This is a genomic window from Novosphingobium sp. SG720, assembly GCF_012275365.1.
GTDB classification, from domain to species: domain Bacteria; phylum Pseudomonadota; class Alphaproteobacteria; order Sphingomonadales; family Sphingomonadaceae; genus Novosphingobium; species Novosphingobium rhizosphaerae.
The window spans coordinates 1-22990 of the sequence record NZ_JAAZQN010000011.1 but is presented as its reverse complement, the minus strand read 5'-3'; the positions used below and the strand labels follow the sequence as shown (position 1 = coordinate 22990).

Annotated in this window: 15 protein-coding genes and 3 pseudogenes; 10 read left to right on the top strand and 8 right to left on the bottom strand. The window is 62.2% G+C overall.

The window, feature by feature from the left end; genetic code table 11:
- Positions 1 to 308 precede the first annotated feature (308 nt).
- The 3 genes from dmeF to FHW94_RS22190 form a co-directional block, all read right to left on the bottom strand.
- Positions 309 to 1295: a CDF family Co(II)/Ni(II) efflux transporter DmeF gene (dmeF, locus tag FHW94_RS22200; protein WP_168558025.1), complete on the bottom strand. Its 987-nt coding sequence runs from the start codon at positions 1293 to 1295 to the stop codon at positions 309 to 311.
- Positions 1296 to 1312: 17 nt separating this feature from the next.
- On the bottom strand, positions 1313 to 1588 hold the full coding sequence (locus FHW94_RS22195) for a metal-sensing transcriptional repressor (protein ID WP_168558024.1): 276 nt from the start codon (positions 1586 to 1588) through the stop codon (positions 1313 to 1315).
- A gap of 78 nt (positions 1589 to 1666) precedes the next feature.
- Positions 1667 to 2338: a UTRA domain-containing protein gene (locus FHW94_RS22190; RefSeq protein ID WP_168558023.1), complete on the bottom strand. Its 672-nt coding sequence runs from the start codon at positions 2336 to 2338 to the stop codon at positions 1667 to 1669.
- A 380-nt stretch (positions 2339 to 2718) separates the two neighbouring features.
- Between FHW94_RS22190 and FHW94_RS22185 the strand changes: the two genes are divergently transcribed.
- Genes FHW94_RS22185 through FHW94_RS22175 form a run of 3 tightly spaced genes read left to right on the top strand, consistent with a single transcriptional unit; the run spans position 2719 to position 6599 of the window.
- A complete protein-coding gene (locus FHW94_RS22185) occupies positions 2719 to 4818 on the top strand; it encodes a TonB-dependent receptor (protein ID WP_349237589.1) in 2100 nt (699 codons plus the stop codon).
- A gap of 22 nt (positions 4819 to 4840) precedes the next feature.
- Positions 4841 to 6238, top strand: coding sequence for a PepSY domain-containing protein (locus tag FHW94_RS22180; RefSeq protein ID WP_168558021.1), 1398 nt, complete (start codon positions 4841 to 4843; stop codon positions 6236 to 6238).
- 19 nt (positions 6239 to 6257) lie between these two features.
- Positions 6258 to 6599, top strand: coding sequence for a DUF3088 domain-containing protein (locus FHW94_RS22175; RefSeq protein ID WP_168558020.1), 342 nt, complete (start codon positions 6258 to 6260; stop codon positions 6597 to 6599).
- A 318-nt stretch (positions 6600 to 6917) separates the two neighbouring features.
- Here FHW94_RS22175 and FHW94_RS23510 read toward each other — a convergent pair whose 3' ends face one another.
- Entirely contained in the window at positions 6918 to 8639 is a 1722-nt protein-coding gene (locus tag FHW94_RS23510) for a Fe-Mn family superoxide dismutase (protein WP_246866352.1), read from the bottom strand.
- 23 nt (positions 8640 to 8662) lie between these two features.
- Positions 8663 to 9967: pseudogene (chrA, locus tag FHW94_RS23755) on the bottom strand (chromate efflux transporter).
- 552 nt (positions 9968 to 10519) lie between these two features.
- Here chrA and FHW94_RS22155 point away from each other — a divergent pair.
- On the top strand, positions 10520 to 12052 hold the full coding sequence (locus FHW94_RS22155; protein WP_168558019.1) for a tetratricopeptide repeat protein: 1533 nt from the start codon (positions 10520 to 10522) through the stop codon (positions 12050 to 12052).
- Positions 12053 to 12099: 47 nt separating this feature from the next.
- On the opposite strand, the gene FHW94_RS22150 is transcribed toward FHW94_RS22155, so the two are convergent.
- Both FHW94_RS22150 and FHW94_RS22145 read right to left on the bottom strand, forming a co-directional pair.
- Positions 12100 to 12828 carry a cistern family PEP-CTERM protein gene (locus FHW94_RS22150; protein WP_168558018.1) on the bottom strand — a complete coding sequence of 243 codons (729 nt, stop codon included), beginning with the start codon at positions 12826 to 12828 and terminating at the stop codon, positions 12100 to 12102.
- A 1465-nt stretch (positions 12829 to 14293) separates the two neighbouring features.
- On the bottom strand, positions 14294 to 16420 hold the full coding sequence (locus FHW94_RS22145; RefSeq protein WP_168558017.1) for a TonB-dependent siderophore receptor: 2127 nt from the start codon (positions 16418 to 16420) through the stop codon (positions 14294 to 14296).
- A gap of 173 nt (positions 16421 to 16593) precedes the next feature.
- On the opposite strand from FHW94_RS22145, the pseudogene FHW94_RS23495 reads away from it, so the two are divergent.
- Positions 16594 to 16909 (top strand): annotated as a pseudogene (locus FHW94_RS23495) (helix-turn-helix domain-containing protein); the annotation flags it as partial.
- A 261-nt stretch (positions 16910 to 17170) separates the two neighbouring features.
- On the opposite strand, the gene FHW94_RS22135 reads toward FHW94_RS23495, so the two are convergent.
- Entirely contained in the window at positions 17171 to 17530 is a 360-nt protein-coding gene (locus FHW94_RS22135) for a DUF2750 domain-containing protein (protein ID WP_028657806.1), read from the bottom strand.
- A 92-nt stretch (positions 17531 to 17622) separates the two neighbouring features.
- Between FHW94_RS22135 and FHW94_RS23490 the strand changes: the two genes are divergently transcribed.
- The 5 genes and pseudogenes from FHW94_RS23490 to FHW94_RS22115 all read left to right on the top strand — a co-directional run bounded on the left by FHW94_RS23490 (position 17623) and on the right by FHW94_RS22115 (position 22756).
- Positions 17623 to 18087, top strand: coding sequence for an IS5 family transposase (locus tag FHW94_RS23490; protein WP_349237588.1), 465 nt, complete (start codon positions 17623 to 17625; stop codon positions 18085 to 18087).
- Positions 18027 to 18434, top strand: a pseudogene (locus tag FHW94_RS23485) (IS5 family transposase); the annotation flags it as partial. The gene FHW94_RS23490 and the pseudogene FHW94_RS23485, both read left to right, overlap by 61 nt.
- Positions 18435 to 18690: 256 nt before the next feature.
- Positions 18691 to 21258 (top strand): cation-translocating P-type ATPase, encoded by a 2568-nt coding sequence (locus FHW94_RS22125; protein ID WP_168558015.1) that lies wholly within the window; start codon positions 18691 to 18693, stop codon positions 21256 to 21258.
- A complete protein-coding gene (locus FHW94_RS22120; RefSeq protein ID WP_022676098.1) occupies positions 21255 to 22340 on the top strand; it encodes an AI-2E family transporter in 1086 nt (361 codons plus the stop codon). Before FHW94_RS22125 ends, FHW94_RS22120 begins: the two co-directional genes overlap by 4 nt.
- 95 nt (positions 22341 to 22435) lie before the next feature.
- A complete protein-coding gene (locus FHW94_RS22115) occupies positions 22436 to 22756 on the top strand; it encodes a hypothetical protein (RefSeq protein WP_168558014.1) in 321 nt (106 codons plus the stop codon).
- Positions 22757 to 22990: the final 234 nt, after the last annotated feature.

The following is a 22990-nucleotide window of genomic DNA, read 5'->3' as shown; positions in this document are numbered from 1 at the left end:
GGGTTAGCACGTGAACGTGTCTTACGTGAGGAACGTAATTTTGGCTCCGTAGCGGCGCACGGCGGGTACGTAGGTCCACAACGGGCTGTGCTCCTTCGAGCCAGCCCTGCCATAGCATCATAGATGGCAGGGCTGGCGACTTGCCCAGCTAATTAAGCCACTACTGTGGGCGCGATCTGTACGCCTTCACAATTATTCCCGTCGCCCGCAGCGCCGCAGCGGCCAACTGGTCATTGCTTTGAACACCCGGCGCGCATGCAACGCGCGGCATCGCGTTGCAGACCGAAGCAGGTCCATGGCCCGACGTGTCAGTGCTGCTCGATGGTCACGTGTCGCAAAGACTCGATGCCGTTGAGGCGATCCCGCAAGACTGGAGTAGCAAGTGGCGCACCCAGCGTGCGCACACTTATAATCGCCGCGTGCGCGTCAGGGCCGATGCGCCAAACGTGAAGGTCGGTCAGTTGAACATCGCCCGCGGCGTTCATCTTTGCGCGAACAGCGGAAGCTATGCCGCCGTGCGTGCGGTCCAACAACACTGCTGCGGTATCCTGCATCAGTGTCCAGGCCCACCGCGCAATGACCAGACCACCCACGATGCCCATGACTGGATCGAGCCAGACCCAGCCCAGATAACGGGCCGCCAGCAGCGCCAGGATCGCCAGAACGGATGTGAGCGCGTCGGCGAGCACATGGACATAGGCAGACCGCAGGTTGTTGTCGCCATGTGCGTGATGATGGTGCCCGTGCCGATGATCGGTATCATTGTCATCATCATCATGATGATCATGATGATGCGAATGGTCATGGCCATGGCCATGGTCATGACCGTGGCCCAGAAGAGCCGCGCTGGCGATATTCACTGCCAGGCCGATCACGGCGATAACCGTTGCCTCGCCAAAGGCGACCGTGGCGGGCGTGAACAGCCGCACCAGCGATTCCACGCCGATGGCCAGCGCGATCAACGCCAGGACAAGCGCCGAAGCAAAACCGGCCAGATCGCCGACTTTGCCGGTGCCAAAGCTGAAGGCCGGGTTGTGGGTATGGCGGCGCGCATAAGCATAAGCCAGTGCTGCAACACTGAGGGCTCCGGCGTGCGTGGCCATGTGAAAGCCGTCAGCCAGCAGCGCCATCGAGCCAGTCGCGTAGCCGGCAACAATTTCCCCGACCATCATGGCCGCAGTCAGCATTACGACAAGCCGGGTGCGGCGCGCGTTGGCATCATGCGCTGCTCCGAGGAAATCATGGTCGTGGGCGGCCGCGGATACCGCGAGAGTATCGGAATAGTGCGTGCTCATGGCAGTCGCTCCCTTGCTCACTTTGCGTAACGGCGGATGGCTGCGATAAGCGCCTGCGCGCTCTCTTCGCGGTCTTCGTCGGAAAGCCCTGGTGCGGCGACATGGGCCTTGAGATGCGACTCGATCAGTTCATCGATCAGGCCACCCATCGCCCCGCGTGCTGCAGCGGCCAGGTGCAAAGTTGTGGTGCAATCGCCGCCTTCTGCAAGCGCGCGTTCGATGGCCTGGAGTTGGCCGATAAGACGTCGCACTCGCTTGACGAGTGCTTCGGAGTCCATGTTGAGATGCGCCATAGGGTACCCCCCTACCCTATATGGGCGCGAAGTCAACGCATGAAACCCGCGATGCCCCAAACGAACCCTATGCGGGCATCACCAGGATGGGAGGAAGCGCCCCTCTAGTGCGTGATCTTCACCCGGGTACCACAATCTGGCGAAGGTCACCGGAACGTCGCCGTTCCATATGCGGCGCTCTACCACCAGACAGGGCGCACCTTCAGGCACGCTCAGATGGCGCGCGACAACGGCGGTGGCGCCGCGCGCGATGATGCGGTGGCGAGCCTCGGTCCAAGGCACGTTGGCCAGCAGCCAAGGGCCGGGACTCACATCCTTGAGAGGCTGACATGTGATGCGTGGCGCCGCCTTCACATTGATCAGCCGCTCTTCCAACTGGAATGGCCGGTCATCAGCCAGATGCAAGCACAGCATCTCAATGGCTGGTTTTTGCGGATCCAATCCGTGCTCGGCGCGCTGCGGTGCATCTGTCGGGACCATACCGCAATCGAGCAACCAATAGCCATAGCGCCCACCAGCATGGCGGACGGCGTCTGCGGCATCCCAAATTTCGAACACCGGCCGCTCGCGCGCTCGCGCCGTGACAATGGTACCCACCTTGGTCCGGCGCTCCACCAGACCTTCGGCCGCGAGGCTCTGAATCGCCTTGCTCACCGTCATGCGCGCAGCAGCATAATGGTTCGCCAACCAGAGTTCTGAAGGCAGCTTGGTTCCAGCAGGCCAATCGCCTGTGAGTATGGCCAACGCCATCGAGCGGCGGATCTGCAGCCAAAGCGGCCCCTCGCCATCCAGCGAAGGAATTTGGCTGGTCTGGTCAGATGCCAGGGCCGCCTCGATAAAGTGGGTCGTTGCGATCGTTGCCTCCGTCGCGCGCCTTGGCAGACCGACAACCTACGCGCGCGGCCCCGCCTTTCGCAATGGCATGCCGGGCGTTCGGACGCATCGGACAAATTTTCGGATCCGCGCCTTGACGCAGTGCACAAAGCAGGTCAAGCTAAATTGACTAGACAAATAAACGGTCAGGGCAAACGGGGGTTTCACCAATGCATCGTTCCTATTGTCGCTTGGCTTCGGCTGCCTCTTTGATGGCCTTTGCCAGTTTTGCGCCTGGAGCAGCTTTTGCGCAGGACGTGGCAACTTCAGCTACACCCACCACTGCAGACTCGGGCGCGATCACCGTCACCGGTTGGCGTCTGCGCAAGCTGGACACCGCCATCCCGACCGGCAGCCGGCTCAACCTTTCGGTGCGCGAAACGCCCGCCACGATCGACCAGATTGATGCCAACGAAATCCTCACGCGCGGTTTCCGCACGGTGGAGGAAGCGACGGTGAGCCTGCCGGGTGTCACGTCCGGCGGATCGCCAGGCGATCCCTCGCTCTTCTCGATGCGCGGCTTCACCGGCGAACAGATTACCGTGTTGCACAACGGCCTCTATCTCGGCCCGGCCAACATGATCAACCGGCCGGGCAATACCTTCAACATCGCCAGTATCGACGTGATCAAAGGCCCTGCGTCCGTGCTCTATGGCCAAGGCGCCGTGGGCGGTGCCGTCAACATCGTCAACAAGCATGCCGACCTGGCGGCCGACAGCTATCAGATGCTGGGCTCCTACGGCACGTTCAACACGGTCAGCGCCGGGTTCGGGTTCAACAAAGTGCTGTCGCGCGATGTCGCGCTGCGCATCGACAGCAGCTATCACACCACCGATGGCTTCGTGAAGAATGCCGGATCGCACTCGCTCAATCTCACCGGTACCTTGCTATACCAGCCGTCGGCCGACTTCTCGCTGGAATTCAGCGTCGATTATCTCAAGGACAAGCTGTCCAACTATTTCGGCACCCCGCTGGTGCCTCGCTCTGCTGCCAAGGACCCCATCGAGGGCATTCTCTCCTCGTCGGGCGGGCTCGTGGTCGATCACGCGATGCGCTTCGTCAACTACAACGTCTCGGACAGCCGCGACAACAGCTGGCAGGTCTGGCCGCGCCTGGCCGTGACCTGGAAGCCGTCAGACACCCTTACTGTGTCCAACACCGCCTATTGGTTCCATGCCGAGCGGCAGTGGATCAACGCCGAAACCTATGCCTACAACACCACCACCGGCAAAGTGGATCGCGATCGCTTCTTCGTGTTCCACAATCAGGATCTGCTGGGCGACCAGCTGAGCGCGAGCCTTGACGGCAAAGTGCTGGGCCTGGCGAACAAGGTGGTGGTCGGCCTCGACTACAGCCATCTCGATTTCATCCGCTCGCGCGGTTTCCCCGATGGCGACAGCGTCGATCCCTACAATCCCGATCCGGGCCTGTTCGGGCCCTTGGCCAAGCGGGTGAGCCCCACGCGCTGGGACCAGATCGCGGTATTCGGCGAAGACGTCCTGAGCCTGACCGGCCAGCTCAAGCTCGTGGGCGGCGTGCGCGCGGAAAATCTCTATCTCACCCGGCAGAACTACAACGTCGACGGCACTTTCAACGCCGGCAGCAGCTTTGCCCGCACCTACAAGCTGTTCAACTGGCGCTTGGGCCTGGTCTACGACATCGCCCCGACGATCTCGGCTTACGCCTCGTTCAGCACCGGCAAGGACCCGGTGGGGGCCAATATCTTCCTGGTGAACGCCAACCAGAATTTCGGCCTGAGTTCCTCTCGCCAGTTCGAAGCGGGCGTCAAGGCCGACCTGTTGGGCGGCCGTGGCTCCATCACGCTGGCGGCCTACGACATCAAGCGGCGCAACATCCTGACGCTGGTGGGCACCGACACCTTGAGCAACGTGGGCAGCCAAACCTCCAAGGGCGTGGAACTGTCCGGCCAGCTCAAAGTGACCGACACCTGGACGCTGGTGGCCAGCGGCACCTATGTCGATGCCAAGTATGGTGATTTCATCGATCCCAACTATGGCATCGCGGCCAGCGGCAACACGCCCCCCAACGTCCCGGCATGGGTTGGCAATGCGTGGACCACGGTGCGCCATGTCGGCGGGCTGCCGCTCGAACTGGGCGGCGGGGTGAAATACGTGGGCAAACGCTATGGCAACACGGCCAACAATCTGGTGCTCGATCCCTATGCGACGGGCATCGTCTATGCCACTTACGAGCTTTCACCGCATGTTTCGCTGACCGCGCGTGTCAACAACGTCTGGAACAAGACGTTCGTGCAATGGGCCGATATCTATTATCCCACCCAGGTCGTGCTTGGCGAACCACGTCGCGTGGAGGTCAGCTTCCTTGGTCGCTTCTAAACGGAGACAGCGCAAAGACCGCATGATTCGCCAAATCGCCTGGTTTCATCGCTGGCTGGGTTTGGCGACCTGCGTGATCTTTGCCTTGTGGTTTGCCAGCGGCGCAATCTTGTTGTTTCAGCCATTTCCAGCCCTTTCGCGTAGCGGCCAACTGGCTTTGGCACGCCCGGTCGACGTGGCCGCCCTGCGTGTCGCCCCGGCCGCCGCTCTGCACCGGTTCCCGGAAGCCACAGCCCTGCAACTGGTGCAACGGGGCGACGTGCCGACCTATCTCGTTTCTTCCGGGCAGCAACCGATCGTGATCGATGGCATTTCCGGACGAACGCTGCCCCCTCTTTCCCTTTCCGCCGCACAGGCAGAAGCGGCGCGCACGCTCGGCGCCAATGCCCGCGTCCATGGTCCCTTCGCTTACGACCAGTGGGTGGTGCACAACCGCTTCGATCCGCTGCGGCCATTCTACCGCCTTGACCTGCGCGATGATGAAGGCACGCAATACTATCTGTCCGCCGTCACCGGGCAGCTGGTGCAGCGCACCACGGCGCGAGAGCGAACCTGGAACTGGGTTGGCGCGGTGCTGCATTGGGCCTACTTCACGCCGATCCGCGCACATTTCCCCCTATGGGACAACGGCGTTTGGTGGCTATCGCTGACATGCCTGCTCGTGGCTCTTGCCGGCTCGGTGCTGGGCGTGGTGCAAATGCTGGCGGCGCGGCGCCTGCCCCGGCCGGCGCTGACGTTCTACCAGCGCAAATGGATGCGCTGGCACCATCTTCTCGGCCTGTTCACCGGCTTGTTCGTGCTGACATGGATGCTGAGCGGGTGGCTGTCGATGGACCATGGGCGGCTGTTCTCGCGCGGCCAGGCCACTGCGGGCCAGACAACGGCCTACGCCGGCGCGCCGCTTGCATCGGGTCTTGCGGGCATGCCCTTGGCCGCGTTACGCCAGGCCGGCGAATTTCGCGAAAAGGCCTTCGGCATGGTGGGCGGCCAACTGATAACGACCACTTGGGACGGGAGGGGCGCCGCCACTTCGTCGCCCGGGCTTTCAGCGGCCATCGTCACGGGTGTGCGAGCGGCATGGCCCCAGGGCGGATCGCCGCAATTGCACGCTCTCGCGCCCGATGCATTCTACGCCCAGGCGGAAGGCGCCCCGGACAACGCGCTAATCGCGACCGATCCTGCCGCACAACGGCCCGACCTGATCATAGATGGTCGCGATGGACACCTTCTGACTGTGCTCAACGCGAGCCGCAAACGCTATGCCTGGAGTTACTACGCCCTGCACACCTGGCGTTTTCCCGGCTTGGTTGGGGTGCCTTGGCTGCGCCAGGGCGTGGTTCTGCTGCTCATGCTGGTTGGCGTTGCGTTCAGCGTGACCGGCATAGCTGTCGCTTGGCGCCGCCTGCGCCAATCGCTTTGACACTTTGGGAGTTTTGCAAATGAAGGACACACTCTTTCTCATGCGGCCGGGCTTCTTCAATGCCGGGCTGGGCCCTTTCTACTGCGGCGATTCAGCCCCGGTCGAGGGAATGCTAAGCTTCTTCCCGCAGCTGCGCGAAACAATCGATGTGGTCTACGTCGATTTTGAGCGCCCTCGCTTACCGATCGTTGCCTTGGTGGGCGAAGCACACCAGTCGGTGCCAGTACTGGTGCTTGCCGAAGGCCGCACGGCACCACCTGGGTTTGCTGCGCGCACGTTTACCGAGCGAACCTTTATCGATGATCAGGCGGACATACGGCAGTATCTGTCAGTTCTATGCGATCTCCCTACGGCTGGTTAGAGTCCGTTTTGAAAATGTGCCAAGGCCCATTTTCGTTGCGGTACCGGCCCACGCCCCCACCCGCCCCCCAACAATAGTGCCCTATGGAAGGTTGGGTGGTTGAGTGGGCCGGTGCGGCAAATCCGGCAAATCCGGATTTCCAAACAGTCTCTTAGGTCGGAGCTGCTTGGAAGCTTGCGGATAGGTAACATGCAAAGAGGACAACGGGCATCACTTCAAGGGGATGACATCACCCTCAGCTTGTTGACGCCACCGCCGGACCTGCCCTTTCGGCGGCGGGGCGATGGTGTTCAAGGCTAAAAGGGGATGCCTTTCAGATCAATTTTCGGGTTTGAGGACAAGCAAACGGGCGCTGCCGCCGGTCCAGCCGGCGGGCACCGCCACAATCAAGCGATCGAGATCGGGAGAATAGAGCGAAGTGCGCGCGCACGATCCGGTTTTGACAAAGCCGAGTGGAGAGGCAGTTTCAGAGAAGGCCTCGACCTTGCCCGAGCCGCAACTGACATACCATCGCTTCCGCCTGGCATCGCGAAACACATCATCGGCATCGCCGCAGGTTGACGGATCAAGATGAACCGCCCCGCTGGCTGCATCGAGCATCGACAGATAGGCTGGCAGGCGGGAAACGATGGCAAGGGTCTGCCCCTCCGCTCCCAACGCCATCGGGAAATTCAGGTGATGCGGCGCACGCCAGCGGGCCAGCACCGTTCCCTCGGCGAGGTCAACGGCGGCCACCGCACCTGCATTCGGCAGGTTGACATAGAGCCGCCCCTTCGCCGCATCGATTTGGAACCCCTCTGGATGCGCGGGCAGCGGTATGGTCCTGACGACCTCGCGCCTGACCGGATCGATGAGCGCTATCGCGCCCGCGCCATAGCCCACCGCCATAAGGCCGCTTGCCTTGTCCACCCTGACGTTGTCAGCATCGCTGCCGAGCTTGAGGCTGCCCACTGACATCAGCGTGGCGGCATTGAAGAACCGCACCGTCCCATCGCCACCGGAGGCGACAACTAACTGGTCGAGCCCAGGCAGGTAGGCCACCCCCTGCGGTTCTGCCAGGCCGGTGATGCGCCGCAGCTGCCCGCTAGCGAGGTTGACAGTATCAACCGAACCATTGGCGATTTCGGCCACGAACAACCGGTGATGCGCCACATCCAGCGCGAGATGATCGATCCGCCCTTTCACATCGGGCAAGATAATCTCGCGCTCCAGCGTAAAGGGCGTCTGCACGGAAGGCTGGGCCTGCGTGCACCCGCCAAGGGCAAGGAACGCGATGAGTCCGCCGTGTGTAAAACCTCTCATCGCACTCCCCTGTTCCAGCTTTAGCCGCGCGGCGGCTTTGTAGCGGGCATCGACCACTGCCCAGTCGATGTTGTGCATGAAGGCTTCGACATATTTTGCCGCCGCCGCGCCATAGTCGATGGCAAAGGCATGTTCATACATGTCGAGCACCAGCAGCGGCGTGCCGGCGACGGGGCCGTTGGTGTGATCCCATGCCCAGTAATTGTGGAGTGACTTCGTGTATTGATTCCACGCCAGAATGCACCAGCCGGAGCCGCCCGCCAACGCCATGGCCGTGCGGCGAAATTCGGCCTCCCAAGCCTCGAAATTGCCGTGGCTTTTCGCAAGCGCCTCGCGGATGGTGCCCTTCGCCACACCATCACCGCCGAATTGCTCGAAATAGAGTTCGTGCAGGATCACCGAGCCGGTGCGGTGCAGTTCCTCGCGCTTGAGGTCGCCATAGATGACCGGCGGCAGATCCTTGTCGGCCATCGCGGCGGAAAGGCGCCCCTCGACCATGTTCAGCGCCTTGACCGATCCTTGATAATTGTTTTCCCAATGCGAGCGTATCAACTTTTCCGACAGGCCGGTGAGCTTGGTGGCATCGAAGCTGAGAGGCTTGGGCGCGTGGCTGCCAGCGAAGGCCGGCACTGTGGCAGACGGAATAGGGGTTTGCGCGCCAGCATCGAGCGGCACTGCGACTGCGGCGGCACCGACGGCGATAGTGCCAAGAGCGTTGCGGCGGGACATGTTAGTCATGGGGATGCTCCAAATGGTGGGTGTCAGAGGAGGAACGACATGAGCCAGCCACAAGCCGCCGCGAGACTCAGAACACGCATGATGTTCCATTTGCGGGCGATGATCAGCCAAGCGGAACCGGCAGCGATCAGTCCTGCGCGCCAGTCGAAACTGGAAAGCACCGGCAGGCTGAGGTTGCCCGAGACCGGCCGCAACTCATGGAAAAGCACCTGAAGTGCGAACCATGCAGAGAGATTGGCTATCACCCCGACAATGGCCGAAGTGACCAGCGCCAGCGCACCTTTCAGCGCATAGGCGCGCTCAAGCCGTTCGATCCACGGCGCCAGCGCAAAAACCCACAGAAAGCATGGGGCAAAGGTCACCCATGTGGTCAAGCCCGCGCCCAGCAGGCCCGCCACGAGCGGGGTGAAAGGTGCAGGGCTGCGAAACGCCGCCAGATAACCGACAAATTGCGTAACCATTATGAGCGGCCCCGGCGTGGTTTCGGCCAGCCCCAGCCCGTCGGCCATCTAGGCGGCGGAAAGCCAGTGCTGCGCGCCCACCGCCTGCTGCGCCATATAGGCCAGAACGGCATAGGCACCGCCAAAGGTAACCACCGCCAGTTTGGAGAAAAATACGCCGACGCGCCACAGCACGTGATCGCGCCCCAGCAAGGCAAACACCGCCACCATCGGCGCGGCCCATGCCGCAGCGCCGATTAACACCGCCTTCACGCTATGCCTCCATGGGCGCGGCGAGGAAGGCGGGGCCACACCGCTCGCCTTCAACCCCAGCAGCGCCGGGCGCCAGTGCGCCACCAGCCAACCCACCAGACCCGCCCCGATCACCACCAGCGGAAAGGGCGCGTTGAACAGGAACAGCGCAAGGAACGACACCAAAGCCGCGCCCTTGCGGAACCGCGTCCCCAGCGCGCGGCCAGCAAGCCGAAACACCGCCTGCACCACAATGGCTAGAACCGCCGCCTTGATCCCCAGGAACAGCGCAGCAAACCACGCCAGCTGCGCCGCCGCGCCATAGAGCATCGAAAGCGCTAGAATGACAGCCGCGCCCGGAATGACAAACAGCAGCCCCGCCGCCAGCCCTCCGCGAATGCCATGCAGCTTCCAGCCGATCCAGATGGCCAGTTGCTGTGCCTCGGGCCCTGGCAACAGGTGGCAGAAATTCAAAGCGTGGAGATATTGCTCCTCGCTGATCCAGCCGCGTTCCTGCACCAGTTCACGGTGCATCAAGGCGATCTGCCCTGCCGGCCCGCCAAAGCTGAGGCAGCCAATGCGGGCGGATACGCGCACCAGTTCGGCAAAATCAGGATGGGAAGAAGAGGTCGTCATTTATGCGCCCATCACCTTTCCGCCCGCACAATACAGGCCGGAAAAGGCAACACTTGGGCTAACGCCTGGCCGGGAGGTTGCTTTATCCCGGTGCCCCCTCTCCTAGTGCAGCAACCCGATCACGGCAAGTATCTTGATTGATCCAAGGGCAAGCTTGACTGCTTTGCCAGACCGCACGCTAAACAGATACCTCTCCAGCTACGCAGACAAGATTGCAGCATCGGCGTTCCCCACAGCGACCTGTCACTATGCTACGTCGGCGTCATGCCCCGTCTCACCCTCGCCTCCTGTCCCGCCATTGCCGCCCTCAAACTGTACGTTCTTCGTTCGTATTCGGTCCGTCGAAACCCGCCCCTAGTTCATATGGTCGTGCCCGTCGCCGGAGAGCAGGGCTACGTCTGCTTTGCGGGCAGGCAGGGGGTAGCCAAACCGCCTGCGTCTTGCCGAGTGAGATAAGTTCAAGGTACCTACAGACAAAGACCGAGAAAGGACGCCTTTGGTAGGAGAAACGCAACCGACCATGAATAGAAGGACGGGCGGAGGACTGGATCGATGAAATACCGAACACTCTGGCTGGCGACTTGCGGCCTCGGAGCGATACTCTTGTTCGGCTGCGGCGCAGATCCCAAAGCTGCAGCCCAACGCGCCGAGCGTGAATATGCCGCACGAGACTATACCGCTGCGCAGGCCGATCTCGCGATAGCTCTCGAGGCCACGCCAGACGATCCAGCCTTGTTGGAACTGCACGCCCGCAATGCGCTGGCGCTGGGCAACGGCGAAGCGGCGGCCACATCGCTTGACAAGCTGGCCAAGTCTGGCCGTGCCCCAGCGGACATGACGCAGCTTGTCGCCGAAGCCGATCTTCAGCGCGGTCTGCCCGATCGCACGCTTTCCGGCCTGGCCCGCGCCAGCGACCCTGCATCCGAACGGCTGCGCGCGTTGGCGCTCCTGGCGAAAGAGGATCGACCTGGCGCGACCAGGGCGATTGCCTCCGCACTGGCACAGGCACCCAACGATCCGCGTGCGTTGGCCCTTGCCGCACAGCTAGACCTTCAAAGTGGTAATCTGGCCGATGCTCGCAGCAAGATCGATCGTGCGCTTCACAGCGACGGCGACCTGCTAGAGGTCATGATGGCCGACGCCCAGGTCGCAACCGCACAAGGCGACTTGGCACGCGCATTGGCCGCCTATGAGCGCGCCGCGCAGCGCTATCCTGGCAACGTGGCGGCGCTGGCCGGCAAAGCCGGTATTCAAGGCGATCTCGGCCGCATCAGCGACATGAAGCAGACACTTGCCCAACTCGGCAATTCGCGAGATCGCAACGTGATCTATTTGCGCGCGCGCCTTGCGGCAGATCAAAAGGATTGGGCCGGGGCGCGTGATATCCTTCAGGCGAACGAGAAAACCCTGGAAGGCCTCCAGGAAGCCGACGTGCTTTACGCCCGCGTGCTGGTGATGCTCGACCAGCCTGCCCAAGCAACTGCCCGTCTCGAGCCAATTTTAATGCGGAACCCGCAGAGCGCAATTGTTCGGCGGGAATTGGCAAGCGCGCAGCTTGCCGGCAACGATGCCCGAGGCGCGCTCGCAACGCTAAAGCCGTTGAGCGATGCGGGCAAGGCGCTGCAACCTGAAGACGCCCGACTGATAGCAGATGCTGCAAAGCGTGCCGGCGATCCTCAGGCAGCTGCTCTGGCGGCACGGGCACGCTTTCCCGATCCAAGGGCCTTGGCTGGCGAACTTGCCACGGCCGACGCCGCGATGAAGGCGCGCAACTGGGGCCAGGCCATCGCCAGCTACGAGCACATCCTTGCGTCCACCAACGGAAATGCCATGATCCTGAACAACCTTGCCTATGCCCAGGCCCAGGTCGGCAATTCTGCTCGCGCGTTGGATCTTGCCAAAAGAGCCTACGCCCTTGCGCCTGAAAATCCTTCGATCATGGATACGTTAGGATGGCAATTGCTGCGCGTACCCAGCGAACGTGCACGGGGATTGCAGCTACTGCGCGATGCAGCAGCGAAGGCGCCTGCAAACCCCAACATCAAAGCCCATTTGCAGGCCGCGGAATCCGGCAAAACTGGCTGATGGACGCCGGCCCTGCTGCTCGCGCTGCAGAGCCGGCATCGGACGTTTTAGCGAGCCAATCGCGCAACCGGCCGCCGGCGAGCGAGGGCAAGGCCAATGACGCCAGCCCCAAACAGGCCCAACATGCCCGGCTCGGGAACCGGCGTACCGCCGGTGCTCGTGCTGGTGCTGGTGCTCGACGTCGATCCCGAACTGGTCAGAGTGCCCGCACCGCTTGCCGAACTAATGCCGGGCACACCGGTGATCGACTGATAGCGGACATAGAAGTCGCTGAGCGTGAGCGACGAGACGGGTGCCGAGAATCCCAGCGAGAAGGTGCCGCTGCCGCTTTGACCCAAGGTCAATCCGCCACTGCCGCCCCCAGCGCAACTGCCCGTCTGCGCATCCTTGAAGCACACGTCCACGGTGCCGATCCCGTTGGGATAGGTCGAGGACAGCGTCGTGTAGCTATAGGCACCCGTGCTCGAAGCCGACGAAATGTTCGGATCGGTGTTGAATGCAAAGCTGGAAATGCGCGAGTCCGTCACCGGCGCCGACGACGTGTTGCTGACGGTGTAGTCGAAATTATAGGTGTTGCCGGAAATGCCCGTCAGCTTGAACGTGGTCGATCCGGTCAGGCCTGAAATCGTCGTTCCGTTCGAAAAGCCATCGTAATTGAGCGTGAAGCTCGAACCGATATCACCGGAACCGAGCGTGATAGAATCTGCGTTCGCGCTACCACACATGGCCATGAACGCTACGAGGGCAATTCCTGCCCGATATGCTGTGAATCTCATGTCGCCTACCCCTGCGCACTTACCCAATGCCTAATGCAGCGTTAAGCACAATTCATGCCATTTCGGGATATTTCTAAAAACAATAGACAATTAGAATCCGCTGCAGACGGATATGTAAATTTTTCCGACAAACCGAAGTCGTCGCGTACGTTGGCCTCGGCGGCTTACCTGTAGGCAGCTTCGAAACCAGCTCTAAGGCAGCGGGCCCCATAGACGCCGAATAACTCGCCCAGCCGCCCGGAATCCGCCTTCCATCGCACCGACCAGACCGTTTGGCAGATCGTGTCTGCTCGCTTGCTGTCGGCAGAGCGATCACCGTCAGACGCTCGGGAACTGACCTCAAAACCGGCACGGTGCAGGTCAGCAACGGCTTCCTCCTCGAGCGAGTCGATGGGATAAGCGGCATTAACCCGACGATCGAACTCTGGTTCTGCGTCATGAACATCGGACGGCAACTTGTCGGGGATCGACGGCAATGACGGAGGTGCGGCACTGCCACAGGCGGACAGCGAACTGAACATGAGTGGGGCGGCGAGACGGCTCACTCATGTTCGGCTTTCCAGAACACCAAATGAACGCAACCGGGCGTGAGCCGCGGATTTGAGCATCGCTCTGCCTTCTGCTGCGTTCGCCCCAAAAGCCGCCGTTCAGGCGCCTGAGTTGGTACGCCGGAAGCGGTCATTTGTTTATTGATGTCGCTGGCCCCACGTGTAGCCTGTGTTGGTGAATTGCGGCCGGTTCAGCGCTAGCTTACGGGAACCCCATGAGAGTTACAAGACGCCTTCCCTGGCTTGGGATCTTAGCAGTGCTGCCAGCATGCACCAGATCACCCGACACCCCGATCAGCCGCGCGATTACTTGCATTCGAGAACAAGTACCGGAAGGACGCGGCGTCTCAATTGCAAAAGCAGATTCGGTTCTAGCCCGTTGCCAGACAGCGCTTGATAAATGGTCCCGCTATTCTATTTCAGGGGCAAGTGGCAAACCCTTTTCACAGTCAAATCCGGCAATGCTTGTGGCATTCCGTAACCACCAAGCTGCGGTGCGCCGCTATTGGATGGCTGAGTTGTCGCCTGAGTATGCCAAATCACATCCCCAATAGGATGATTGAGACGGCGTCGTAACCGCCACGGCGCCTTTTGGACGACACTTGCCGGTTTCAGTGCCATCGCCCGCCGCCGAATCCGCCGCAAACCCGGACGTTCCTACCCGCTTTTGAGATCATCGATTCTGCCGTTCATTCACCCGCTGCGGCAAGGGACGAAAAATTTGACCGGGGACGTTTCTTCCCTGCCCACGTGGACCGATGAACGTCGGCTCGAGGCAGAAGCCGACGTTCACGCGTTCGGCGTCGCTATGCCTTGGAACAAGTTAGGTTGAGCCGATTGTGGAGCGGCAGGTTCCAAGTTCAAAATTGGGCTAGGCTGCCGTTCAGCCGGCCCACCGTCGGCGCCATCTTGCCTCGTCACCATGACAGGCGGACGCTCAGGGTCCCGTTTATGCCCTCGCCAATGTTGGTCTGGGTCCAGTATTTGGCGTTGAACAGATTGTTGACGTTGCCGGTGAAAGTCACCTTGCGTCCATCGAGCAGCGTGTCGAACTGGAAGCCCGCGTTCGCCGTAGTATAGGCGGGAACGTAGAGGCTGTTGCTGTCATTGGTGGGTGCTTTGCCGGTATGGCGGACATTGCCGTGCAGGCTGAGGCCGGGAATGGCGGGAACATGATATTCGGCATTGCTGGTGAGTTGCCATCTGGCCGCGCCTGCCGGCACGTTGCCGCGCAGATCCTCGTTGCCGGCTGACACATTACGAATGCTCGAATCGAGATAAACCACGCCCGCCCCCAGCTTGAGATCGTCGCTGAGCCGATAGCTCCCGATCGCCTCGCCCCCCTTGTACAGCGTCAGGCCGTCCTGCGTCAGCCGGCGCGCGCCATCGACGATGCGATCGATCGTGGCGGCGCGCTCGATCCGAAAACCTGCCAACGTCAGGCTCAACCGCTGATGCTCATATTTGGCACCGACTTCATATTGACGGCTGAGCGTCGCTTTCAGCACCTCGCCCGCATTGGCATATTCGCCCCCGACCCGGCTGCCCGGCTCCATCGCCTCGACATAGCTGCCATAGACCGAGACATAGGGCGCGGGTTTGTAGATCAGTGCGAGCGTCGGCGTCACCGCCGTTGTCCGATAACCGGAATCGACCGACGGATCCCCGTCCAGATCAAACAGCCTGTATTGCGTATGGCGCACACCGAGCATCGCCTGGAGATTCTCGCCAATATGCAGCGTGTCACTCAGGAACAAGGCCTCCTGCCGCTCCCGTGTCGGCCAGCCATCGGTTCCGAAGCTGATCGGACGCGTCACACGAAACGGTTGATCCTGGTAGATGTTACCATTGAAGTCGTTGCCCCAGTAATAATCCTTGTCGCTATAGCCAAAGGCGCTGTCCATGAGCTGGAAGGATGCCCCCGCCACGATCTCATGCCGGATCGGGCCCGTCACGACGTTGCCCTGCATTATCGCTTGCACGAAATGGTTCTTGTCCAGCTCGGCAAAATTATAGGCATAGCCATCATAGTCGCCAGCTTGATTGCGCATATAGACGAACATCTTGTTCGAGCGATGGAATTTGCTCGTGTAGCCATAGGTCAGCCGTGCGGACCAGCCATCGGCAAACGCCCAGTCGAACCCGGTGGCTGTGGCCAGCGTCCGCGCCTTGTAATAGCTATTGTCGACGTTGAGCTTAGAATAATCATAGGTCGGGCGGGGCAATTCGCTCCCGACATAGTCTGCCCAGTAGAACTGGAACGGCTCGTGCTGAAGATTGCTGTCCTCATATGTCGCGGTAGCGTGCCATTTGAGGTTGGGATTGATCGCATAGTCCAGCGCCAGCGACCCGACCAGCCGGTTCACCCCGGCCTGGTTATATGCGGTCCCCTTTTCTCCGCCCAAATTGACCCGATAGCCAAGTCTGCCGTCGCGGGTGAGCGGGCCACCCACATCAGCCCGGGCATAAAAGACGCTGTTGGTGCGATAGCCGATCTCGGTCGTCAGCATCGGCTCGCTGGTCGGCCGCTTGGTGCGATAGCTGATCACACCGCCCGGGGCGCCGAAGCCGTACATGAAGCCGGTCAGGCCCTTCAACGCAGTGACGCTTTCGATCGGCTCCAGCGGGAAGTCGCCGCCCCAGTACAGCAGCAACGGTACATCATCGATATAATAGTTGCGCACGCCTAGCCCGCGAATCTGAGTACCCCACCAGTTGGTCGATCCCGCCGGTGCCGAGGAGAAAACAGACGGATCGTTGGCAAAGATCTGCGCGATGCTGTTGGCCTGCCGCCGGGCAATGTCCTCTGCATCGACGACGGTCAGGGAATAGGGCGTGTCAAGTAAGACTTTCGAGCCCATCGCGCCATTCTCGCCGATCCTGTTCTGGCCCTCATCGGGCTTGAGGCCGGCGACGATGATCTCCTCATCGACACGCCTCTTATCCGCTGCCTGTTCGACCTCCTGCGCAGAGGCAACAGAACAAGCAGCACCTCCTGTCAGCATCGTAGCGGACAAGAACGGCAGGAAGAATTTATGCGTCATGGAACCCCCTCTTCATCACGGCGGGGCCTCCTATGCAAAAACGCTATTGCGAGTCAATCGCATTTTAGGTGTGGAGAGGAGTTATACCACACCGCGCGGTGACTGACTCACGGAGGATGCCCAAGACCGCGGAAATCTGACTCAATGGCGCCGGCAGATTGGAGATCGGCACCATGGGGACAGCGATTGGTTTACGGGACGATTTTGACGGTGCGTCACTGCGCCGATTGGCGCGGACGACCAAGCACGCGAACCCAGCGCGCCGCCTTCTGGCTCTATCGGTGGTGTCGGACTTCAGTTTGGCGGGGCTGGGTGCTCCGGTTCAATGCCCGTGGTCCCGACGGCTTGCTTGATGGAAAGGCACTCGGGGCCCGTTCACGACTTAACAATGCTCAGCGCCAGGCATTAGTCGATATTGTCGAGCGCGGCCCGTTCCCGGCAGTCCATGGCGTCGTGCGTTGGCACCTGATCGATCTGGTCCAGTGGCTCCATGGTCGAGAAGGACCCTGGTGTCTGACGCCATGAGCAGTGTGACACAGTAGATCTCCACGAGCTTGTTGTGGGCGTCCTCGTCGGCACGCGGTTCCTGCGTCAGGTGGACTGCGCTGTGCGCGAGCGTCTTCAGGTGGGGGATAGCCGCCATGCTTGGTGCCCCTGTCGTCGTGGTGGCAGGAGGATAAAACTCGGTCCACGCATCGCCGCGTTTGCGGGTGGATTAGGCGGCGTGGACAAATTCGCTGTTGCGCGGGATTAGGATTTTCTTTGGGCCGCCTCCAGTCGGGCCATCAGATCAGCCGGAGATAGATCATATCCTGTTGCGCGTGCGCCGGTCCAATTAAGCCCACAATAGAGGCCGTCCTTTTGCAAGCCGGGTAGCCACCGTTCGACGAACGTCGGTAACGAGATCGGCTCCGGGGTGAAGTCGCAGTACGCGGGGACGCTTTTGATGATCGACATGGCCCGATTTTCCGACGACCAAAAGGGCATTGCGGTTTCGCCGGACGCGTTTGTCGAGGTCGGGAAGCCATCCCTATCCTTGATGCCCCATACTTGTGCGCTGTTCAGTACTTCGGAGACGAAGACATCGGCGTTGATTGCAGAAATGCTCATGGTTCAAAATTGAGCATCAAACCCTGATTCCCGCAAGTAGGCGGACTTCGAGCGTCATGTGCGCGGAGGAAGCTTGACGCGAGCCGAGCGGGTTGATTCAAGGCTGCTTTTTGGAGGCAGGCTTGAGCAGGGGTGACCTGAGTGAGGCGGAATGGCGCATTTTGAAAGGCTTGCTGCCGATTGAACCTGAGAACCGTGGTCGCGGCAGGCCGCCCGAGCAGAACCGTTCAATCATCAACGGCATCCTCTGGCGGCTCCGCTGCGGCGCTCCGTGGCGCGACGTGCCGCCAAAATATGGTAGCTGGAACACCATCTGTCGCAGGTTCAGGCGATGGAGCGAAGCCGGGGTCTGGGAGACCGTGGCAGTCACGCTGGCTGAGATCATGGCGGACAGCGGTCACTACAGCATCGACAGTACCACCGTTCGCGCCCACGTCTCGGCAGCGGGCGGAAAAGGGGGACTCATCGACGCGCTCTTGGTCGCTCGCGGGGCGGGTTCACCAGTAAACTTCACTGCTTGGCTGATGCGCTCGGACGACCGCTCGCCTTCCATCTGACAGTCGGTGAGGCGGCAGATTGCAAGGCCTATGACGCCTTGATCGGCCTACCCGAGCGCGCACCCGACGCTTTGCTCGCCGACAAGGGCTACGACGCCGACGCAATCCGTGCCGACCTTGCCAAACGGGAAATCGAGGCCGTCATCCCTGGCCGGTCAAACCGCCGCGTGAAAATCGGGCATGATCGGACGCTCTACAAGCTGCGCAACCGCATCGAGCGCATGTTCGGACAACTCAAGATCAACCGCGCCATCGCAACCCGCTACGACCAGCTTGCCAATAGTTTCCTCGGAATGGTCTATCTCGCCACCGCCAGATACTGGCTCAAATTTGTCCACGCCGCCTAGGCTGCTTCAGTCTGCGGATGGCCGCTGTGCATTTCGACCGCCGCGGCGAAGCTCTGCCTGCGCATGCCAGGGCCGGCGCACTTTCCACGACTCTCCCTCAACCTTGGATAGCGACAGCACCGAAAGATCTTCGAAAAGCTGCTTGGGCGAGCGTGAAGTCTGTTAGTCTGCTCTCCTCGACCGCTCCCAGCCTTCCTCGGACTGGTTCAAAACTGCTCCGCCGCCCCCGGATTTTCGATTGCGAGACCTTGGAGCTATGACCGAAGCCGCCCAGTGTAACGGACTTTCCACCAAGGGCGCGGCTGACCGGCTCGCGGAGGAGGGCGCCAACGAGTTCCCCCGCCCCGATCGGCGCTCGGCGCTGCGAATTGCGCTGGAGGTACTGCGCGAACCCATGCTCGCGCTGCTGCTTCTCGGCGGGATTGCCTATTTGCTTCTCGGCAATCGCACCGAGGCAGTGATCCTGCTGGCATTTGCCACCTTCTCTATCGTCGTCACCGTGATCCAAGAGGCGCGCACCGAACATGTACTCGAGGCGCTGCGAGGTCTCGCCGCGCCGCGGGCGCTGGTGATCCGCGACGGAGCGCGCCAACACATTCCGGGGCGGGAGGTGGTGCGCGACGATCTGCTGGTGCTGGAACAAGGCGATCGGATCGCCGCCGATGCGGTGCTGGTCGAAGCCGCTGATCTCCAGGCCGACGAGTCGCTGCTGACCGGAGAATCTCTGCCCGTCGGCAAGGTAGTCGCGCGTGAACCTGGCGCCGAAGCGCCCGCCAGTGCAGGCGGCGAGGACCAGCCCTTTGTCTACGCCGGCACGCTCGTCGCCCGAGGGAGCGGCATCGCACGCGTGACGGCCACCGGGCCGCACAGTGCGATGGGCCGCATCGGACAGTCTCTCGCGACGATGGATACCCAGACGCCGCGCCTCCAACGCGAAACAACCCGGATCGTCACCTGGTGCGGGATCGGCGGCGGCGCAGTCGCGCTGCTGGTCGTGCTGCTCTACGGCGTGCTGCGCGGTGGCTGGATCGAGGCGGTGTTGGCGGGAATCGCCATCGGCATGTCGATGCTGCCCGAAGAATTTCCCGTCGTGCTGACGGTGTTCCTGGCGATGGGCGCATGGCGGATCGGCAAGGCCGGGGTACTGACCCGGCGCTCGACAGCCATTGAAACGCTTGGCTCGGCGACGATTTTGTGCACCGACAAGACGGGCACGCTGACCGAGAACCGCATGGCACTCGCCACGCTCTGGCTGCCGTCGGGCGATACGTTCGCGCTGGCACCGGACGTGCCGCTTCCCGATGCATATCACCCTCTGTTGACCACGGCGGCGCTCGCCAGCGCGGTCGAACCGTCCGATCCGATGGAGATCGCGATCCACCAGGCTCGGTCGGCGGTGGCTGCCATCCCGGTGCCGACCGGGTCTGTCACGCACGCCTATGCCCTGCGGCCCGAGTTGCTGGCGATGTCGAATGTCTGGGAAAATGGAGACGCTCTCACCCTTTCGGCGAAGGGCGCGCCGGAAGCGATTGCCCGCCTCTGTCGATTACCCTCCGACCAAAGCGCCGCGCTCACCGCTGCCGTCGAGGCGATGGCGGTGCGCGGCATGCGCGTGCTGGCCGTCGCAACGGCAACCCCGCCGGACCGTAACTGGGCAGAAACGCAGCAGGACTATGCCTATGCGCTAACCGGGCTCGTAGGGTTGGCCGATCCTCTTCGCGCCAGCGTGCCGGCTGCCGTCGCCGAATGCCGGCGCGCGGGCATTCGCGTGGTGATGATCACCGGCGATTATGCCGCAACCGCCCGCTCGATCGCGACGCAGGCAGGGATCGCCGCGGGCGCCGTGCTCACCGGGGACGAACTGGCACAGCTCGACGATGCCGCGCTGGCAGCGCGCCTACCAACCATCACCGTCTTCGCCCGGATCATGCCCGAACAGAAGCTGCGCATCGTCCAGGCGCTGAAGGCAACGGGCGAGGTCGTCGCGATGACAGGCGACGGCGTGAACGACGCCCCGTCGCTCAAGGCGGCTGATATCGGCGTCGCGATGGGCAAGCGCGGCACCGATGTCGCGCGCGAGGCCGCCGCGATTGTGCTGATCGACGATAATTTCGGCTCGATCGTGCAGGCGGTTCGGCTCGGGCGGCGGATCTACGACAATATCCGCAAGGCGATGGCCTTCATCTTCGCGGTCCATGTGCCGATCGCGGGACTGGCGCTGCTGCCGCTGTTCCTGGGGTTGCCGATCCTGTTCGGGCCGATCCACATCGCGCTCCTCGAAATGGTGATCGATCCGGTCTGTGCGCTGGTGTTCGAAGCCGAACGCGAGGAGGCAGACACCATGCGACGTCCGCCGCGCGATCCGGCCGAGGCGCTGTTCTCGCTACCGATGATCGTCTGGAGTGTATTCCAGGGCGGGCTTGCCTTCGGGATGGTCGCGATCATGCTGCTCGTGGAGCATCACTCGGGGATGCCCGAGCCCGAGTTGCGCGCGCTGGTCTTCTTTGCGCTGGTCGCCGAGATCGTTGCGCTGATCCTCGTGAACCGGTCGTTCAATGCCTCGCTGCGCGATGCGCTGGTTCGCCACAACGCGGCGCTGCGGTACGTCGTCGCCGCGATCGTTGCGGTGGCGGCAGCGATCCTGTTCCTGCCATGGGCGCAGTCGCTGCTGACGTTCGGATCGATCGCCTGGGATGACATGGGGCTGGCGGCAGGCCTGGGCGTCGTGCTGCTCGTCCTGCTCGAAGGGTGCAAGCCGCTGGTCCGACGGGCGATCGCCGGCAAGGCGCCGGCCTTCGCCCCCACGCCCGAACGCGCGCAATGACGGCACCTTTGCATCCCGGCGCCGCCCCCTCGCGGTTCTTCCTCATCGCGTTGGTCGGCGCGATCACACTCATCTTCTTCTGGCTCATCGCCCCGTTTTCCGGTGCAATTCTATGGGCGATCATCGCCGCGGTGCTGTTCGATCCGCTAAACCGCCGCCTGTTGCGGGCAATGCCGCAACGCCAAAATCTAGCCGCCCTCGCAACGCTGTGCGTCATCACCCTCGTTGTTGTCGGCCCGGCGCTGCTGCTCGGCGGCGCACTGCTCCGCGAGGCGACAGCTTTCTACGCGCGACTGCATAGCGGCGAGATCGATCTGGCGCGGATGTTCGTCGAAACAGAGGCGCGCCTGCCGGCATGGGTGCAGACATGGCTGGCTGATCTGGGACTGAGCGATGTGGTCGGGATCCAGACGAGAATCGGACAAGGCCTGGCGAACAGCATCAAGCCCGTCGCGGCGCAGATGCTGGGTATCGGCCAGGATGCCTTCGCCTTCTTCCTGTCGCTGGGCGTGATGCTCTACATTACCTTCTTCCTGCTGCGCGACGGGCGCAGGCTGGCCCCGCGGATTGAAAGCGCGATCCCGCTGGCGCCGGACCAGCGAGCGATGCTTGCCGCCAAGTTCCTTGCGGTGATCCGCGCGACGATCAAGGGCAGCCTGATCGTCGCCATCCTGCAGGGCGCGACGGGTGGGCTGGTGTTCTGGGCGCTGGGTCTTCCCGGTGCCTTGCTGTGGGGCGTGGCGATGGGCGTGTTCTCGTTGTTCCCGGCGATCGGCACGGGGCTGATCTGGGTACCGGTAACCCTCTACCTGTTCGCGACCGGCGCGATCTGGCAGGGCGCGGTCCTGTTCCTTTGCGGGTTCTTCATCGTCAGCAGCGTCGACAACGTGGTCCGCCCGATCCTGGTCGGTCGCGAGGCGCGGATGCCGGACTATCTGGTGCTGGTGGCGACGCTGGGTGGGTTCGAGTTGATGGGCTTCAACGGTTTCGTCGTCGGCCCGGTGATCGCCGCGTTGTTCCTGACTCTGTGGCAGATCCAGAGCCTCGCAGCACCTTCTGCGGCGATCGACCGCGCCGAATAGGTGCTGCTGCGATTGCAGCGGCGCCTCCGGCAGGCTTGTTCGGCCCCGCGATACTTTGCCGGCGGCGCGTGGGGTCTGGCCTGAAAGACCGAAAGATGCGCACTGCTGCCGAACCGCTGAATTGGATGGCTTTGGCGGCTTCCGGGAGGAATGCCGTTCACGCACGCCGGGAAACGGCTTCAGTTGGTCGGGATCTGCCGGTGCCGAACTTCGCATTCTGGTCGTGTGCTGTCCCCTGGGCTTTTGCGTATCCGAATGGCGGCTATCCTGTTTCGCGCGCTTCAAGCTGCCGTTCCGGACCGTCCGCCGCCCTGGGCATCCTGGCGCCGATGTTTGAGCCGATGAACGAAGGTCGGTTCGGGTCAATCCGCGTCCCAGAGGGGACTTTCCGGATCGTCCGCAACATCTGCCATTGAGACGGACGCCCCAAAGGGATTCAGTAAGGGCAATTTGAGACAACTCCCGTGCTAGGCGGCGCGGGACAGTGGGTATAAGGCGGGGAAGACGTGAAGTGCTGCGGACTGGACGCTCATTCACCCCCGTTACGATCAGCGCTCGCTATCGCGGCCATGAGGTCATCTACAAGGCGATCTTCCGCTGCAATCCTGACAGTCATTGTGCCGGAGGCGAGCGCCTCGCGCTGCTCATCC

Bases quoted from the DNA above. Each gene is read 5' to 3' on its own strand.
- dmeF (WP_168558025.1), bottom strand. From the start codon at position 1,295: ATGAGCACGCACTATTCCGATACTCTCGCGGTATCCGCGGCCGCCCAC.
- FHW94_RS22195 (WP_168558024.1), bottom strand. From the start codon at position 1,588: ATGGCGCATCTCAACATGGACTCCGAAGCACTCGTCAAGCGAGTGCGA.
- FHW94_RS22190 (WP_168558023.1), bottom strand. From the start codon at position 2,338: ATGGCGTTGGCCATACTCACAGGCGATTGGCCTGCTGGAACCAAGCTG.
- FHW94_RS22180 (WP_168558021.1), top strand. From the start codon at position 4,841: ATGATTCGCCAAATCGCCTGGTTTCATCGCTGGCTGGGTTTGGCGACC.
- FHW94_RS22175 (WP_168558020.1), top strand. From the start codon at position 6,258: ATGAAGGACACACTCTTTCTCATGCGGCCGGGCTTCTTCAATGCCGGG.
- FHW94_RS23510 (WP_246866352.1), bottom strand. From the start codon at position 8,639: ATGACTAACATGTCCCGCCGCAACGCTCTTGGCACTATCGCCGTCGGT.
- FHW94_RS22155 (WP_168558019.1), top strand. From the start codon at position 10,520: ATGAAATACCGAACACTCTGGCTGGCGACTTGCGGCCTCGGAGCGATA.
- FHW94_RS22150 (WP_168558018.1), bottom strand. From the start codon at position 12,828: ATGAGATTCACAGCATATCGGGCAGGAATTGCCCTCGTAGCGTTCATG.
- FHW94_RS22145 (WP_168558017.1), bottom strand. From the start codon at position 16,420: ATGACGCATAAATTCTTCCTGCCGTTCTTGTCCGCTACGATGCTGACA.
- FHW94_RS22135 (WP_028657806.1), bottom strand. From the start codon at position 17,530: ATGAGCATTTCTGCAATCAACGCCGATGTCTTCGTCTCCGAAGTACTG.
- FHW94_RS22125 (WP_168558015.1), top strand. From the start codon at position 18,691: ATGACCGAAGCCGCCCAGTGTAACGGACTTTCCACCAAGGGCGCGGCT.
- FHW94_RS22120 (WP_022676098.1), top strand. From the start codon at position 21,255: ATGACGGCACCTTTGCATCCCGGCGCCGCCCCCTCGCGGTTCTTCCTC.
- FHW94_RS22115 (WP_168558014.1), top strand. From the start codon at position 22,436: ATGCGCACTGCTGCCGAACCGCTGAATTGGATGGCTTTGGCGGCTTCC.